The organism is Chryseobacterium sp. (genome assembly GCF_041914225.1).
Taxonomy (GTDB): Bacteria; Bacteroidota; Bacteroidia; order Flavobacteriales; family Weeksellaceae; genus Chryseobacterium.
Window position 1 is genome coordinate 1 of the sequence record NZ_JAYSDT010000017.1, and the last position, 16960, is coordinate 16960.

A 16960-nucleotide genomic window follows, 5' to 3' on the forward strand; every position below is an offset into this window, starting at 1 on the left:
AGGGACACATGGATTTTCAATCCATTGCTCTACCAACTGAGCTAAGAAACCATTATATTTTTGTTTGACTTACTTCGTTGTTTTAAAGTGATGCAAAAGTAGTAAGTTTTAATATACAAAGCAAGTATTCATCGTACTTTTTTTTGAATAAAGTTAAAAACTTACTGATTATCAGCCGGATTATTTTCCTGCTCTTTTCTGATCTGCTCACTCATCTCTTCCAATACCGGTTTTATCGTGTTTTCCGGAAGATCGCTGATACGGATATACATCAATCCATCGATCGCATCATTGAAGTTTGGATCCACATTAAAAGCAATTACTTTTGCGTTTTGTTTGATGTATTTTTTGATCAGGACAGGAAGTCTCAATTCAGGTTCAAGATCATCAATAATCTTATCCAGCTTGTTGAGGTCAGATTCCATTTCCTCAAAAAAGATGTTTTTATCCCTGTCACGAAGCTTTACCTTGTACTCATTCCTTGGAGTGATATATTGGGCAACTGCAGAATCAAAATAATTGGAACGCATAAATTCGATCATCAGTGATTTTGAGAATTCTGAGAATTTATTCGAGATACTCACACCTCCCATAAGGAATTTATGGTCAGGATTTCTCAGGCATACATGCACAATTCCTCTCCATAAAAGAAAAAGTGGAAGAGGCTTCTGCTGATATTCCTGGCAGATGTAGGCACGACCCATTTCGATTACCTTTTTAAAGAACGGATGGATGTCCTGCTCAAATTCAAATAGAGAGCTCGTATAAAAGCCTTTGATGCCATATTTCTTCATGACCTCTCTACCCAGTGCCATTCTGTAGGCTCCAACCAGTTTTTTCTCACCATTATCCCAAAGGAAAAGATGATGGTAATGTTTATCATACTCATCAAGGTCAAAAGGAAGATTACTTCCTTCACCCACAGCACGGAATGTAAGTTCTCTCTGACGTCCGATTTCCCTCATGATAGAAGGGATTTCCTCGTAAGTCGTAAAGTAAATCTCGTAATTTCCGTTACTGAACAGCATTTTATCTGTCCCTCTCAGTTTATCAACATCCTTGATGATATCTTCAAGAGGCGTTTCATCAATGATGTTCTGAACAATATTTTCTTCTTTCAGCAAAGGAAATTTTACTGATAAATTCTGAAGATTGATACTCTGAGCAAGTGATTTTCTTTTTTCATAATAAGATTTCATCATATAAACCTTACGTTTCAGAAACTCGCCTAATTCCTTTATTGTTTCCATATCATCCATTGCCTTTACGGTGATAGGACGCCCAATTCTGATTCTGATAGGTTTTTCCCTGTCATTCATCATTTCTGCGGGAAGCATCAGAGTCTGTAAATTAGGATGTAGTTTTGCTACCTGATAAAAAAGCCGGCTGTTTTTGGCATGGAAATACATCGGAACTACAGGTACTTTAGCCATTCTGATAAGCTTAAGTGCTGTTTTTTCCCATTCCTTATCTAAAATTTCTCCGTAAGGATTATTCTTGTTGGAAACTTCTCCTGCCGGGAAAATACCTACGCAACCTCCGTTTTGCAGATGTTTGAGCGTTTCACGCATTCCCGAAGAGCTGCTGTAAGCTTCTTTTCTGTTTTCAAAAGGATTTACAGCGATTACATACGGTTCCATGGGTTTGATCTTTTCCAAAAGGAAATTACCCATTACCTTGAAATCCGGACGAACCTCTGTCAGGATCTTGCACATCAGTATTCCGTCAATAGCACCCAGCGGATGATTGGAAACCAGAATAAACGGTCCCGTTTTCGGAATCTTTGCCAGATCCTCCTCAAAAGCTACATAGCTTAGGTTTCTTTCTCTCACAAATGAGTCGAAAAAGTCTTTGCCTTCCTTATCTTTTAATTTATCGTATAATTTATTTACTTCATTTATTTTAGCAATGCTCATCACAGCAGATGCTACCGGGTTCTTAAGGAACCCGATTTTGTTTAAGCCGGAAGCTTTGATCAGATCGTTTTTCGAAATTAAACTCATGTGTGTTTAGTCGCAATTAATATTATTGTGTTACCATTTGAAGAGTATTCTTGGAAATTTGTTCCAATAATACATTTTTTTCATGGTAAAATTGATCAATGTGATCCTTCTTCGCATTTCTTACTGTGAATAAAGATACATTTTTAATTGCTTCGGTTTTAAAAATTTTTTGAAGCTCTTCGTTGAGCTCATCAATATGATTAAACTTATCTTCCAGGCACAATGCCAGGGAGATTGCAGAATTCTGCATTAAGGAAACTTTGATTTTATATTTGGATAAATATCCGAAAATCAAACTCATATGGTCCTCCGCAATGAAGGAAAAATCTCGTGTGGAGATCTTAAGAAGGTCCTGGTTTTCTTTCAGAATATAAGTTTCCTCTTGTTGGTTTTTTTCAGAAGCACCTACTTTTGTTCCCTCTTTGGTAGGATCTACGAAAGATTTTACGTAAAAAGGAATATTTTTCTGCTGCAACGGCTGCAATGTTTTCGGGTGAATAACGCTTGCACCGTAATAAGCCATCTCAATCGCTTCCTCGTAGGAAATATTGGAAAGCAGCTTTACATCACTGAACTTCCTTGGATCTCCCGTCATCACTCCCGGTACATCTTTCCAGATGGTCATCGCTTCTGCATTTAAACAATAGGCAAAAATAGCAGCAGAGTAGTCAGAACCCTCTCTACCTAATGTTACTGTAAAATTATTCTCGTCAGATCCAATGAATCCCTGGGTTACATAGCAGATTTCAGGATTAAGATTTGAAATAAATTCTTCAGTTCTTGTCCAGTCTACTGTACCTTCTCTGTATGAATTATCTGTCTTTATATAATCTCTGGCATCTAGCCATTGATTGGTAAACTGAATCTCATTCAGGTACTCACTCACGATTTTCGTAGAAATTATTTCTCCGCAGCTTACTACCTGATCGTATACAAAGTTGTAGTTGGGAGACTTGTTTCTTCTTAAAAAAGAATCAATATCATCGAAAAAGAGATTGATTTCAGCAAAAACCGCATGGTTTTCAGAGAAAAGTCCCTCCGCAATCTCAATATGTTTTCGTTTTATCTTTTCAATTTCAGTTTGATAGTTATCTTTTTTGAAATAAAGCTCTACAACTTTTTCCAACTCGTTGGTCGTTTTGCCCATTGCTGAAATCACCAGCAAACATTTGGCAAATCCCTGGCTTTGTAGAACCTTGGACACGTTTTTAACACTGTCAGCATCTTTTACAGATGCTCCACCAAACTTGAAAATTTTCATTAAATTGTTAAAAATAAAATTGTTAGATAAAAAATTACATGAGTTTTTTACGGACGTTAAAATTATAAATTTACAACGAGATATGAAATAGCCCGGAGGAGAGATAGAATTAAGATTTCCTTAAAATCAACGATTCATGAAATAATCCGGGTTTTCATAAGTCTGATGTCACAAATTTGGGCTTGAAATTTTGGGCAGAAACCTCCTGTTAGGATATGTTTGTTTTGTATTGTATTGAAATACAGTAGATAATGATGGCTATAATAAAATTTTCTTAATGCAATAAATTTTCCGAAATTTGGGCAAAACGTAAAAAGAAAAATATGTCAAATCAACCATTACAGACTTTAGGAGAATTTCTTATAGATAAGCAGGACGATTTTCAGTACTCTACAGGTGAATTCTCTCGTCTTCTAAGTGCAATAAGATTGGCTTCGAAAGTGGTAAACAGAGAAGTAAACAAAGCCGGAATTGTAGATATAACAGGAGCTGCAGGAAATCAGAATATTCAGGGAGAAGAACAGCAGAAGCTTGATGTAATCGCCAACGAAATTTTTATTACGGCTTTGTCTCAGAGAGAGGTTGTTTGTGGTATTGCTTCCGAGGAAAATGATGACTTTATTGATATTAAATGTGGTGAGAACGGACATTTAAGTAAATATGTAGTACTTATTGATCCTCTGGACGGATCTTCCAATATTGACGTTAATGTATCGGTGGGAACTATTTTTTCTATCTACAGAAGAGTTACGGAACCTGGAACACCTGTACAGCTGGAAGACTTTTTACAGAAAGGAATCAACCAGATCGCAGCGGGATATGTCATTTACGGTTCATCCACAATGATTGTTTATACAACAGGAAACGGGGTAAACGGATTTACATTAGATCCATCTTTAGGAACTTACTATCTTTCTCATCCAAACATGACTTTCCCAAAAACAGGTAAAATTTATTCCATCAACGAAGGAAATTACATCAAGTTTCCTCAGGGAGTAAAGAATTACCTTAAATACTGTCAGATGGAAGAAGGTGACCGTCCTTACACTTCAAGGTATATTGGTTCATTGGTGGCGGATTTTCATAGAAATATGCTGAAAGGAGGAATTTATATTTACCCTTCTTATTCACAGGCTCCAAATGGTAAATTGAGACTCTTATACGAATGCAATCCTATGGCGTTTCTTGCAGAGCAGGCAGGAGGAAAGGCAACAGACGGATTCCGAAGGATTCTTGAAGTAGAACCTACTGAACTTCACCAGAGAATCCCGTTCTTCTGCGGAAGCGTAGAGATGGTAGAAAAAGCAGAAGAATTTATGCGAATTGACAGCGTAAAATAAATGGAAGCAACATATCTGAAATATTTATTACAATTTAAACGCCCGAGTGGAACATCTCGCGGCGTTTTGCTTGATAAGGAAACCTTTATCCTGACTGTTTCTGAAGGGGAAAGAAAAGGAGTAGGGGAATGTGCCATCTTCAGAGGATTGAGTTTTGATGACAGACCAGATTATGAAGAAAAACTGAAATGGCTATGTGAAAATATCAACCTGGATGCAGCTTTTCTGAAAGAAGAACTGAAAGAATTTCCATCGATCTGGTTTGGTTATGAACAGGCTGTCTTGAACCTTAGAAATGGCGGAAACCTATATTTTCCAAGTGACTTTACCGAAGGAAAATCTCCTATTACCATCAATGGTCTGATATGGATGGGAGATGCAGCATATATGGACGAACAGATTCAGGAGAAGTTGGAAAAAGGCTTTCATTGCATCAAATTGAAAATCGGGGTTGATTGGAAATCTGAACACATTATCCTTCAGCAATTAAGAGAGAAATTTTCCAAAGATCAGCTGGAACTGCGTGTTGATGCCAACGGAGGATTTAGTAAAAACGAAGCGGTAGTTGTTTTGGAACAGCTTGCAGATCTTCATATCCATTCTATTGAACAACCTGTCAAAGCCGGAAACTGGGATGATATGGCTGAGTTATGTGCAAAAACTCCCACTCCGATTGCACTGGATGAAGAGCTGATCGGAATTATTGATCCTGAAAAAAAGAAACAGCTTTTAGAAGCAATAAGGCCACAATATATAATTTTAAAACCTGCATTGGTTGGAGGGTTTTCCGGTTCGGATGAATGGATCTCCCTTGCTGAGAATCTTAATATCGGTTGGTGGATCACATCAGCTTTGGAAAGTAACATTGGTTTGAATGCTATTGCCCAGTATACTTTTACCAAAAAAAATCCAATGCCTCAAGGTTTAGGCACTGGAGCTTTATTTGTCAATAATTTTGAATCCGGTTTAGAACTTAGAAATGAGTTACTGTGGTTCAAAATATAGCTGATAAAAGTTAATTGGCATAACGGTGGAGGAGAATTTGGACATGTAGTTTGTCCACAGTAGTCCGGAGCCCATGATCTGCAGCACATAACTGCCGGATCCCATTTGTAGTATCCGAACGGTTATTTTTCTTTGATTTTAGTTCATTTCATTTATTTTTCATGATAATGAATACGATTCTTTCTTAGTAATATGAAATATGGATTTGGTTGGTCTCAGTTTTTAACCTGCAATCCCTTCCTGTTCAGAACATTTGAATTTTTTTAATCCGGTCTGTAGGAGGACCTGGCAGTAGTGGATCGAATATTTTGTTGATTTAGAGGTTGTTACACAATTAAATCACATCCTTTACGAAAATAGCTTTCTTGATATAGTTTAATATATTAGAAAACCTTTTTTTAATCTGTCCCATAATTAAAAATTGTAATTCCCTAATAAATGAATTAGCAATCATTGTGCCATAGTGACGGTTTTTAGGTGATTTTTAACGTATAATTCATTTTTTAGGGATTATTTTAATTATTTGTTAAGAAATAATTGTGAAAACGTTTTCACTATCTTTAGATCTGTGGGTAATAAGATTTCTGTCAATTCCGTATAAATTCTGAAAGATATCATTTTGAACCTGAGAGCTGGAAAGATATCCCCAATGGTTTCCTACTTCATATTTAAAGCTGTTCAGAAGGTCATCTTTTACAAATGTGCAGTCGATAATAGATACAACATCTTTATATTGATCAATGTCGCTCGGACCATTTTTACCAAGCCTTGGAGTGAGAATATTTTTTGTAAACTGATAAGCTCCGAGAATAATATCCTGTCTGTTTAAATAAATGGAAATTCTGTTAGCCAGTAAAGGAAGTTTATTAAATGAATCTTCAGCATCTTCAAATACTTTATAGCTCACATCAGCATTTAACAGGAGAACCTGGTCGATGACCCGAAGGATATTTTCCCTTTTAAGGCTGTATAACATGCTTTGAAGTACCCTGTTCCCCATAGAATGGGCCATAAGATGTATCCTCTGATTACAGGGCGCAAGATCCCTGTTGGAAAAAATATCTTTTAAGAACTGGGTATAGAAATAAAACAATCTCATCAGAGATGTTCCCGAGTTGATGCTGGAAGCTTTATCATCAAAATAACTTAATGGGATCATACTGCCGGAAGCCGGCCAGCTTACGAATAAAATATGTTCTACGGGAGATGCTGGATTATCAATGAATATTTTCTTAAGATCGAGAATAGCCTTTAATTCATCATCAAAATCATATAAATAACCATGGATGAATATCAGGACATCGCTTCTGTCTTTAGTGGAAGACATGTTTTTGTACAGTTCATAAAACATTCTTTGGGTTCCTCCCAGATTATTGGCAGTAAGGGATGATTTTTTAATTCCTTTTTCACTCAACAGAACTTCCAGAACCTCTTCGTATCCTTGCTTTTCGGGTTCTGAAAAAAGCTTGTAATTTAAAATATTTCTGTTGGTATAGTCTTTTTTCTTTTTGGCCTGCACTGTAGGCTCCTTATAATTTTCAAAATCACATTTGGCAATTCTGAAATTAGGAATCGAGTATTCTTCGTTGGAAAAAGAGTCTACTCTTTCACCTTTATGCCGGATGATTTTCCGGTTGCTTAAAATATAAACAGCCATGATGGTTATTGGTTATAACGGTTTTAGTTTTCCTAAATTAGTGAAAAATATTGAATTTCAGCTGATAACGGTTTTAAACTATGACTTTTACAAAAGCTTATTTTTCCGTAACTTTGTAAAACTTTTTTGCTAAAAACAAAAGCTACTTTAATGGAAGAAGAAAAAAAATCTCTCAATTTTATTGAGCAAATTATTGAAGATGATCTGGCGAACGTTCTGAAAAGAGATCAGATCCGTTTCCGTTTTCCGCCTGAACCCAATGGTTATCTGCATGTAGGTCATACAAAAGCGATCTGCATCAACTTTGGTCTGGGCGAAAAATACAACGCTCCCGTTAACCTTCGTTTCGACGATACGAACCCTGAAAAAGAAGAGCAGGAATTCGTAGATTCTATCAAGAAAGATGTTGAATGGCTTGGGTTCAAATGGGATAAAGAATTGTATGCATCAGACTACTTCCAGCAGCTTTACGAATGGGCAGTACAATTGATTAAAGAAGGAAAGGCTTATGTAGATGAGCAGCCTTCTGAAGTGATTACCGAGCAAAGAAAAAATCCTACAGAACCGGGAGTGGAATCGCCTTACAGAAACCGCCCGGTAGAAGAATCTTTGGACCTGTTTGAAAGAATGAAAAACGGGGAGTTTGAAGAAGGAACAATGTCACTTCGTGCCAAAATCGATATGCTTTCTCCCAATATGAATATGCGTGACCCTGTGATGTACAGAATTCTGAAAAGACCACACCACAGAACAGGTACTGCCTGGAAAATTTATCCGATGTACGACTGGGCACATGGTGAATCAGATTACCTTGAGCAGGTTTCGCACTCATTGTGTTCATTAGAGTTTGAAAATCACAGACCTCTTTATAACTGGTATCTGGATCAGGTATATGATGAATCTAAGGTAGCTCCCAAGCAGAGAGAATTTGCAAGGATGAATGTTTCCTACATGATTACTTCCAAAAGAAAGCTGCAGAGATTGGTGGCTGAAGGGGTTGTGACCGGATGGGATGATCCCAGGATGCCTACTATTTCAGGGATGAGAAGAAAAGGATTTACTCCGACTTCTATCAGAAACTTTATTGAGAAAGTAGGGGTAGCAAAAAGAGAAAACCTTATTGAAATTCAGTTGCTTGATTTCTGTGTACGTGAAGACCTTAATAAAGTTGCCAAGCGTGTGATGGCTGTAGTAGATCCGGTGAAATTAGTGATCGAAAACTATCCTGAGGGCAAGGAAGAGTGGTTGGAAACTGAAAATAATCCGGAACAGGAAGATGCAGGAACAAGAGAAATTCCGTTCTCAAGGGAGTTATATATCGAAAGAGAAGACTTCAAAGAGGAAGCCAACAATAAATTCTTCAGACTTAAATTAGGAGGTGAAGTCCGTCTGAAATCTGCTTATATCATTAAAGCGGAGAGAGTAGAAAAGGATGAAAATGGGGAGATTACAACAATTTACGCTACTTATGATGAGAAGAGTAAATCAGGAAGCGGAACAGAAGAAAGTTTAAGAAAAGTAAAAGGAACTTTACATTGGGTATCTGCAAAACACGCTATTCCTATAGAAGTAAGAATCTACAACCAACTGTTTACAGTGGAGCAGCCTGATGCGGAAAAAGATGTAGATTTCTTAAACTTTATCAACCCTGAGTCTGTAACAACCGTAAAAGGATTTGCTGAGCCAGGTCTGAAAGACGTTGCTGTAGGAGAACCGTTGCAGTTCCAAAGAATTGGTTATTTTACGAAGGATCAGGATTCTACGGATACAAATTTTGTATTCAATAGAACTGTGACCTTAAAAGACTCTTATAAGCCGGAGTAAGAAATTTATTGATATAAAATAAATGAAACAGGGCTTAATTTTTAAGTCCTGTTTTTTTGTTTTTAAAATCTTCAGTACATATGTTCTCAAATTTTACAGAACCGTTTGTACTTTGAACATAACAAAATCACATACAAATATTAAAAACTAAGAAAATTGAAATTAATAAACATATATACGAGTTCTTTCAAAGGACTCTCGCAGGAAAGCTGGATGCTGGCGTTGGTAATGCTCATCAACAGGGCTGGTTCTATGGTACTTCCGTTTCTGGGAGTTTACATGACCAATCATTTACATTTCAGTATTGAAAATTCAGGAATTGTACTGAGCTTTTTCGGAATAGGTTCGGTTATCGGATCGTGGCTGGGTGGAATGATCACTGATAAAATCGGCGAATACAGGGTACAAAGTCTGAGTCTGCTGCTCAGCGTTCCTTTATTCTGCCTGATTCCGCTTTTTACAACAGAAGCCGGTCTTGCAGGAATTATTTTGGCTCAGAGTATTGTAAGTGAAACATTCCGTCCGGCAAACTCGGTAGCCATTACAAAATATGCAAAACCTGAAAATATTACAAGGGCTTTTTCACTCAACCGTATGGCCGTCAATCTCGGTTTTTCCATCGGGCCTGCGTTGGGAGGTATTTTATCGGCTATTTCTTATGAATTTCTGTTTTTCAGTAATGCATTGGCTGCTTTATTGGCAGGGCTGATGTATATCTGGTTCTTTAAAGACCGGGCAAGATTAGCTAAACAGAAAGCAAAAAAAGTAAAAGAGGCAGTTGTGATTAAAAAAGAAAACTCTCCATACCGGGATGGTAAATTTTTGATTTACTGTGCCTTCTGTATGCTGTTTTCCATATGCTTCTTCCAGCTGTTCAGCACACTGACTATATTTTATAAGGATACTGCTCATCTGAGCCAGCAGAATATCGGATATATCCTGGGATACAGTGGTTTTCTGATTGTACTTCTGGAAATGGGACTGGTACAGATTGCTGAGAAGTATTTTACATTAGCTTTTACCATGCTGATAGGAACTTTCCTGTGCGGATTTTCTTATGCCATGCTTGCTTTTGATTACAGTATGATTACACTTGTTTTGTCTATGACCTTACTTTGTGTGGGGGAAATATGGACACTTCCTTTTATGTCAACCATTACAGCATTACGTTCAGGGGCGAACAATAAAGGTGCTTATATGGGATTGAACGGGATGTCTTTTTCCATTGCATTTATCGTCACTCCTTATATAGGAACACTGATTGCGGAAAAGTTAGGCTTTAACACATTATGGATTGGAACCGGAGTATTGGCCGTAACTATTGCCATTGGTTTCTACTTTATTATTCCATGGATGCTCAAAGATAAAAATAAGGAAGAAGAAGAGGAGATTATATAGCATTTTGATTTGAAGTCAAAAGTTTCGGGCAATTTCGTAGAAATTGCCCGAAACTTTTTTAATATCTACCATTTACAATTAAGATTTTGAAAGAATCGCATTGATGATCATATTTGCATGAATTCTGGAGTTTTCAATAAACCATAAATGAGTATCTTTTCCTCCGCACACAACTCCCGCAAGATAGAGATTGGGAATATTGGTTTCCATGGTTTCGGGATTGTAAAAAGGATTCAGGCAGTCTCCCTTGAGTTCAATTCCTGAGTTTTTAAGAAATTCAAAATCCGGAAGATAGCCTGTCATAGCCAATACAAAATCATTATCAATTTCATGAATTTCTTCTTTTTCATCTTTAAAAACTACCGTATTTTCTTTAATTTCAATCATTTCTGCATTGAAATGAGCTTTAATGCTGCCCTCTGCAATTCTGTTTTCAATATCCGGTTTTACCCAGTATTTTACACTTTTTGAAATCTCAGCATGACGGATGATCATGGTAACTTCAGCTCCTTTTCTGTACGTTTCCAACGCTGCATCTACAGCAGAATTACTGGATCCCACCACTACAATTTTCTGTTTTGCATAAGGATAAGGTTCCGTATAATAATGTTTAACCTTCGGAAGATTTTCACCAGGAATATTCATAAGGTTTGGAATATCATAAAATCCGGTAGCAATAATTACATTTTTTGCTTGGTAGTTTGCTTTGGAAGTCCTGATTTCAAATATTTCATCCTTTTTAGAGACATTCAGGACTTTTTCATACAGGTTGATATTCAGTTTTTTTTGTCTGGCAATTCCCTGATAGTATTCCAGTGCTTCCTGTCTTCCCGGTTTTGGAGCGGCAGAAATAAAAGGAATTTCATCAATCTCCAGCTTTTCAGCAGTAGAGAAAAAACGCATGTACAAAGGATAATTGTAAAGAGAATTGACAATGGTTCCTTTTTCTATGATTACATGACTAAGATTGTTTTTTTGAGCTTCAAGGGCGCAGTTCAGACCTATAGGCCCGGCCCCGATAATCAGAATATCCAACATTTCCATCTAACAAATGTACGATGTAATTTTTAAAATGAGAAGCCGAAACTCCTCAACTCTCATAGTCTTTATCTCTTTACATCATGTACCGCTTGGCATCAGATTTGGTGTTTTCTACCAATTGCAAAATCTTAAATATGAAAAAATTATTCATTGCTGTATTCGTTATGAGTATTGTTGTAGCCTGTAAGAAAGAAGCTGGGAAGCCTGTCCCGAATGAGATAGATTCCATCGCACAAAATAAAACAGATAGTGCAGGTACAGTTCAGAATAGTGCTGATAAAGAAGCCGTTTTAAAGCAGACCAACGAAGAGGTTTTGAAAACACTGAAGGACAAAGATTACACTACTTTTGCTTCGATGATTCATCCACAGAAAGGAATCCGCTTTTCAATGTATGCTTTCGTTAATCTGAAAGAAGACAAACATTTTTCCAAAGCGGATTTTGAAAAATATCAGCCTACCAAAACTTTGTTTACCTGGGGAGCTCACGATGGTTCCGGGGATCCTTATAAAGCAACAATTAATGATTATCTGGGTAAATGGGTTTTTTCTAAAGATTTTACGGCATCACAATATTCATTGAATAAATTCATCGGGAGTGGTAATTCCCTGAATAATCTAAAGGAAATATATCCTAAAGATGACTTCACAGAAAATTATATTAAAGGAACCGAAAAATCCGGTAATATGGATTGGAAAACACTACGTTTTGTATTTGAGGAATTTCAGGGGAAATATTATCTGGTTGCTGTGATAAATGACCAGTGGACCGTATAGAAGTTAGAAGCTAGAAGCTAGAAGTGGCATGTAAACTTCCGGCTTCCAGCTTCTAACTCCTTTCTTTATTATAAAATTTCAGTCAGTTGGCGGGTCAGATTTTTCCTTGAAAACTGATCAATATGCTGAGTATTTTCAAGAAGATCGCCGTTTTTCCAAAGGTTGAATTTTTCCTGAATAAATTTCTTGACTATTTCTGTGTCCTGATAACCGAAATGTTTTCCTGCCTGGGTTTCTTCCAGGATTTTGGCAACATCAGCCTTGTCCGGACCAAATGAAAGGATCTGCTTTCCGGAAGCCAGGTATTCAAATATCTTTCCGGGGATGATACCTTTTGAAGACTCATTCGGAAAGTTGGTAATAAGAAGCATATCAGAATGCTGCATTTCCTCTACGGCTTTTCCATGAGCAAGATATCCAAGGTTCTCAATATGATTTTTAAGGCTTGAATTTTCTATAGATTGTAGTATTTTATCATCTATTCTTCCTACGAATTTCAATTTGAAATCAGCTGCAAATTCAGCATTTTCCCTGATAAGCTCATCCAGTGCTTTCCAAAGATTCTCCGGATTTCTGAGCTGCTCAAGAACCCCAATATAACTTAGAGTAAATGCCTGCCTGATTTGCAAATTTGCCTTTTCGCCATTTTGCCCTTCCGCTTTTTTACTGGAATCACTTTCATCAAATCCATTCGTAATACAAACGGCATTAGCTCCTGCTTTCCTGAAGTTTTCGGCATCAGTATAACTTGTCGCTAAGGTAATATCCGCATTTTTAAATACTGCACTTTCCAGCTGACGGTGCTTTTTATCCGAACTTTTGGTTAATTTCAAATGTTTGTAATAAGAAATCTCTGTCCATGGATCACGGAAATCGGCAATCCATTTAAGATCCGGTAGTTTATTTTTGAGACCTAAACCAATCAGATGAAGAGAGTGGGGAGGACCGGAAGTCACAATCGTATCTATTGAATTTTCTTTCAGGTATTTTTCCAGAAATTTAACGGAAGGTTTTACCCAGAAAACTCTGGCATCGGGAATGAAAAAATTACCTCTTACCCAGATCGAAAGTTTGGATTTCCAGCTTTGGTTTTTTCCGACATCAAACTGTCCGGCCTTAAATTTTTTGTTACTTTTATTTAGCTTTTCAGCAAGCTGATAAGGTTCCCATATTTTGGTTCTTATGATCTCAATATTTTCAGGAACATCTTTCATCAGAGTTTCATCCAGCAATGGATAACTTGGGTTTTCCGGAGTATAGATGATAGGTTTCCAGCCAAATTCCGGCAGATATTTTGCAAACTTCAGCCATCTTTGAACACCAGGACCTCCCGCAGGAGGCCAGTAATAGGTAATAATCAGTATTTTTTTCTGTTCCATTTTCTTAGCTTAAATACTCTCTGTCATTCTGAACGAAGCGAAGCGTAGTGAAGAATCTCACTCTATCTCTTCATTGAGAAATTTCCAATCTGGATTGAATCCATTAATTAAGTTTTCTTTCTTTTGTCTGGTCCAGCCTTTTATTTGTTTTTCTCTATTTATTGCTGTCTCAATGTCGCCAAAATGTTCAAAATATATTAAATAAAAGCATTTATATCTTGAAGTGAAGCTTTTTTCAATAGCTTCAGGGTTTTTATGCCAATATAATCTGTTCTTTAAATCGTTGGTAACTCCTGTATACAATACTGTTTTTATTTTATTAGTCAGTATATAAACGTAGTAATTATGAGTGCCTAACGTTTTCATTTGAGATTCTTCATTACGCTATGCTTCATTCAGAATGACATTGCGCAACATTATTTTTATTATTTAAACACTTTGTTCAGCTGCAATTTCTTTTTTCCTGTTTTTGTTCATCCAGAAAATTCCAAATGCGGCCAACAGGATAAATAATCCGAATGAAAGAAGAGAAAACCATTTCCCTTTTTCAATCACTTCAGGTTCAAATACCATTCTGATATGATGGTTTCCTGCAGGAACATGCACAGCACGAAGTAAGTAATCTGCTTTGATATAAGGAACTTCTTTTTCATCCACAAACATTTTCCATCCGTGAGGATAATACACTTCAGAGAATACTGCCAATTGAGGTGTCTTCGACTGAGATTTAAATTCAAGTTCGTTCGGCTGGTATTTAGTAAGATTAATATATGCTGTAGAATCTGCCTGAACCGGTTTGTTATCAAAATATGATTTGTCAGATGAAGCAATGACAGCCGTTTTTTTGTTATCAATTGTTCCAATAGATTTAATTTCCTGGTTAGGGCTATCTGCAAACTTTAAATCACTTACAAACCATGCATTTCCGTTGGCTTTTGGATTAGGAACAACCTGTGGCTGGTCGGGACCTCCGAAAACCATGTACTTAGCATTCAGTAAGTTTAATACATTAGGTGTTTTTACACTGTCGATGCTATTGATATATTCGTTTAATACATCATCATATCTTCTTAGTTTTACAGCATGGTAACCGCCGATAGAAGCTTTAAAATAAGAAGTATTGGTCTCACTGGTTACACCCAGTGTCTGATTGTAAATTCTGTAGTGAGTTTTGTCTTTTTCAGCGATGGTTTCCAATGTTTTGTTGATGTTGACATTGGATAAAATAGATTCCAGATTAGGATTTCCCTGAACTTTTTCCGCCAGCAGATCTGAGCTTTCTGTCTGGAAAGGATTTTCAGCAAAGATTTTATCCACGTAGTTTTCGTCATTTAAATAACGCTTGTTTACGCTCCAAAGATCAAATAAACTTACAACTCCGATGACAACCAAAGCAATATTCTGGTTAAGCTTTTTCTTTAAAGTCAGGAATAATGCAGCAGCAGTAATCGCCACATAAATGAATGCCTTTATTGCGTCTATTCTGAACAGTTTATATCGTTCATCTACAAGATAATCTAGCAGGAAAGGAGGGAAATATGTTTTTTCGTTTTCTGTAGTAAAGCCTAATAAAGACTTTCCAAAGATTAAAAGAATCAATAAAAAGCCTAAAGTTCCTCCTCCTGCGTAAAGAAGGATTTTCTGTTTGTACTCTTCAGTCAGTTTTTCATCCGTAAAGAATCTGTATAATCCCAGAATGGCAATTAACGGAAATAATAACTCTACGACAACCAGGATTGAAGAAGGAGCTCTGAATTTATTATAGAACGGCACATAGTCGATAAAGAAATCAGACAACGGCATGAAGTTACTTCCCCAGGCCAGTAAAATAGTCAGGATAGAAGCTCCTAAGATCCAGTAACGGTATTTTTTCCAGGCAAAAAAGAATCCTAATAAAGCAAGGAAACACACAATCGCTCCCTGATAGGCAGGTCCTGAAGTTCCCGGCTGGTCTCCCCAGTAAGTTACCCCACTAAAACCTTTGGAAATTCTGTCCATTTCAGCCTGTGAGCCTACATTTTCCTGAACCAGTTCCTGAACTCTGTTCATGATTTCCTTTCCTTCAGGCTCCTGGCTTCCTCCACCCATTAATCTTGGGATGAATAGGTTTAAAGTTTCCAGTCGTCCATAGCTCCACATCAGCATGCTTTCTTTATCCATTCCAGATTTTCCTGAAGTATGGCTGTCATTATCCAGGATCTGCTTTCCACGAACTGTTTCTTTTACATATTCCGAATTGGCCATAATCCTCTGCGAATTCATACCTACTCCTATAACACATGCTGCCGCAATAATTCCTGATGAAATAAGGAAGTGTTTCATCGGTGTTTTTTTCTGAATGGCTCTGATCAGTTCAGAAAGGAATAAGAATCCTAGTGCAAGGAACAGGTAATACGTCATCTGCGGGTGATTGGCAGCGATCTGAAGCCCCATAAAAAGGGTCGTGACGATGAATCCCCAAATATATTGTTTCCTGATATAAACGAGTAAAATTCCGGCTAACAGCGGTGCGAAATATTCAATGGTATTTACTTTACCATTATGTCCGGCTGCGATAATAATATAAAAATAAGTCGAAAGTCCGAAGAATGTAGCTCCGAGAAGAGCGTACTTCCAGTTTCTGACTACTACCATTCCCAAAAGGAAAAAACCTGCAAACAGCAGAAAGAGATAATTGACCGGCCTTGGCATGAAATTCAGATTGCTGTCAATTTTTTTGATGATATCGCCCTTGAACTGGCTTCCCATCTGATAAGTCGGCATTCCTCCGAACATGGAGTCACTCCAATAGGTTTCATTTCCGGTATTGGCTCTATAATCAAGCAGTTCTTTTGCGCCTCCTCTATACTGCACGATATCATGCTGGAAAAGCTGTTTTCCTGAAAATACAGGAGTGGAATATAAAAATGCTAAAACTATAAATACTACTAATGAAACTGCAATATAAATTAAGTTTTTATTTTTTGCCATGCTGGTTATTATCTTTTATTTCTTGGAATTTTTACCTTTTGTCATTACTCTCCTTTACCTCTTCGTAGTCTACAGTTTCTGCATCCCAGTTAAGGTTCTGTTTGCTATTCTTATTCGAGTTGTGTATGTCCTGCTGTCTTTTATTCTGGTTTTCATTGTTGAAGCGATAGCTGTAAAATGTCTTAAAGAAGATTCTTTTCAAGATATTCCAAACAAAGAAAATAATAATGGCAGTGAGTACTAACTCAAGAATGTACTTCATAATTTTTTCGTTTAAAGTTCAGTGTTTAAAAGTTATATTTTAAA

13 protein-coding genes are annotated in these 16960 nt (G+C 36.9%); 5 read left to right on the forward strand and 8 right to left on the reverse strand.

From position 1 onward, the window contains the following. Positions 1–161 precede the first annotated feature (161 nt). Complete coding sequence (locus ACE3RB_RS09550) at positions 162–2003, reverse strand: lysophospholipid acyltransferase family protein (RefSeq protein WP_374464023.1); 1842 nt, start codon at positions 2001–2003, stop codon at positions 162–164. Positions 2004–2025: 22 nt separating this feature from the next. Beyond that, on the reverse strand, positions 2026–3264 hold the full coding sequence (locus ACE3RB_RS09555; protein WP_374464024.1) for an aspartate kinase: 1239 nt from the start codon (positions 3262–3264) through the stop codon (positions 2026–2028). Between the two features lie 323 nt (positions 3265–3587). On the opposite strand from ACE3RB_RS09555, the gene fbp reads away from it, so the two are divergent. Continuing rightward, positions 3588–4604, forward strand: a complete 1017-nt coding sequence (fbp, locus tag ACE3RB_RS09560) for a class 1 fructose-bisphosphatase (RefSeq protein WP_374464025.1) — start codon at positions 3588–3590, stop codon at positions 4602–4604. Then, a complete protein-coding gene (locus tag ACE3RB_RS09565) occupies positions 4605–5609 on the forward strand; it encodes an o-succinylbenzoate synthase (RefSeq protein WP_374464026.1) in 1005 nt (334 codons plus the stop codon). Between the two features lie 526 nt (positions 5610–6135). Here ACE3RB_RS09565 and ACE3RB_RS09570 read toward each other — a convergent pair. After that, the gene (locus tag ACE3RB_RS09570) at positions 6136–7266 is read right to left on the reverse strand and encodes an alpha/beta hydrolase (protein ID WP_374464027.1); all 1131 of its coding nucleotides are present in this window, start codon (positions 7264–7266) and stop codon (positions 6136–6138) included. A 150-nt stretch (positions 7267–7416) separates the two neighbouring features. On the opposite strand from ACE3RB_RS09570, the gene ACE3RB_RS09575 reads away from it, so the two are divergent. Together ACE3RB_RS09575 and ACE3RB_RS09580 are read left to right on the forward strand one after the other, a co-directional pair. Next, positions 7417–9090: a glutamine--tRNA ligase/YqeY domain fusion protein gene (locus ACE3RB_RS09575; RefSeq protein ID WP_374464028.1), complete on the forward strand. Its 1674-nt coding sequence runs from the start codon at positions 7417–7419 to the stop codon at positions 9088–9090. 213 nt (positions 9091–9303) lie between these two features. Then, positions 9304–10488: an MFS transporter gene (locus tag ACE3RB_RS09580; RefSeq protein ID WP_374464083.1), complete on the forward strand. Its 1185-nt coding sequence runs from the start codon at positions 9304–9306 to the stop codon at positions 10486–10488. 78 nt (positions 10489–10566) lie between these two features. Here ACE3RB_RS09580 and ACE3RB_RS09585 read toward each other — a convergent pair whose 3' ends face one another. Then, a complete protein-coding gene (locus ACE3RB_RS09585) occupies positions 10567–11532 on the reverse strand; it encodes a YpdA family putative bacillithiol disulfide reductase (RefSeq protein WP_374464029.1) in 966 nt (321 codons plus the stop codon). Positions 11533–11663: 131 nt separating this feature from the next. Here ACE3RB_RS09585 and ACE3RB_RS09590 point away from each other — a divergent pair, with 131 nt between their 5' ends. Continuing rightward, on the forward strand, positions 11664–12305 hold the full coding sequence (locus ACE3RB_RS09590) for a hypothetical protein (protein WP_374464030.1): 642 nt from the start codon (positions 11664–11666) through the stop codon (positions 12303–12305). Positions 12306–12373: 68 nt separating this feature from the next. Here the strand turns inward: ACE3RB_RS09590 and ACE3RB_RS09595 are convergent, their stop codons facing one another. The 4 genes from ACE3RB_RS09595 to ACE3RB_RS09610 all read right to left on the reverse strand — a co-directional run bounded on the left by ACE3RB_RS09595 (position 12374) and on the right by ACE3RB_RS09610 (position 16916). Then, positions 12374–13684 carry a glycosyl transferase family 1 gene (locus ACE3RB_RS09595; protein WP_374464031.1) on the reverse strand — a complete coding sequence of 437 codons (1311 nt, stop codon included), beginning with the start codon at positions 13682–13684 and terminating at the stop codon, positions 12374–12376. Between the two features lie 57 nt (positions 13685–13741). Next, complete coding sequence (locus tag ACE3RB_RS09600) at positions 13742–14050, reverse strand: GIY-YIG nuclease family protein (RefSeq protein WP_374464032.1); 309 nt, start codon at positions 14048–14050, stop codon at positions 13742–13744. A 63-nt stretch (positions 14051–14113) separates the two neighbouring features. Next, the gene (locus ACE3RB_RS09605) at positions 14114–16654 is read right to left on the reverse strand and encodes a hypothetical protein (RefSeq protein ID WP_374464033.1); all 2541 of its coding nucleotides are present in this window, start codon (positions 16652–16654) and stop codon (positions 14114–14116) included. 31 nt (positions 16655–16685) lie between these two features. After that, positions 16686–16916: a hypothetical protein gene (locus ACE3RB_RS09610; protein ID WP_332387981.1), complete on the reverse strand. Its 231-nt coding sequence runs from the start codon at positions 16914–16916 to the stop codon at positions 16686–16688. Positions 16917–16960 lie beyond the last annotated feature (44 nt).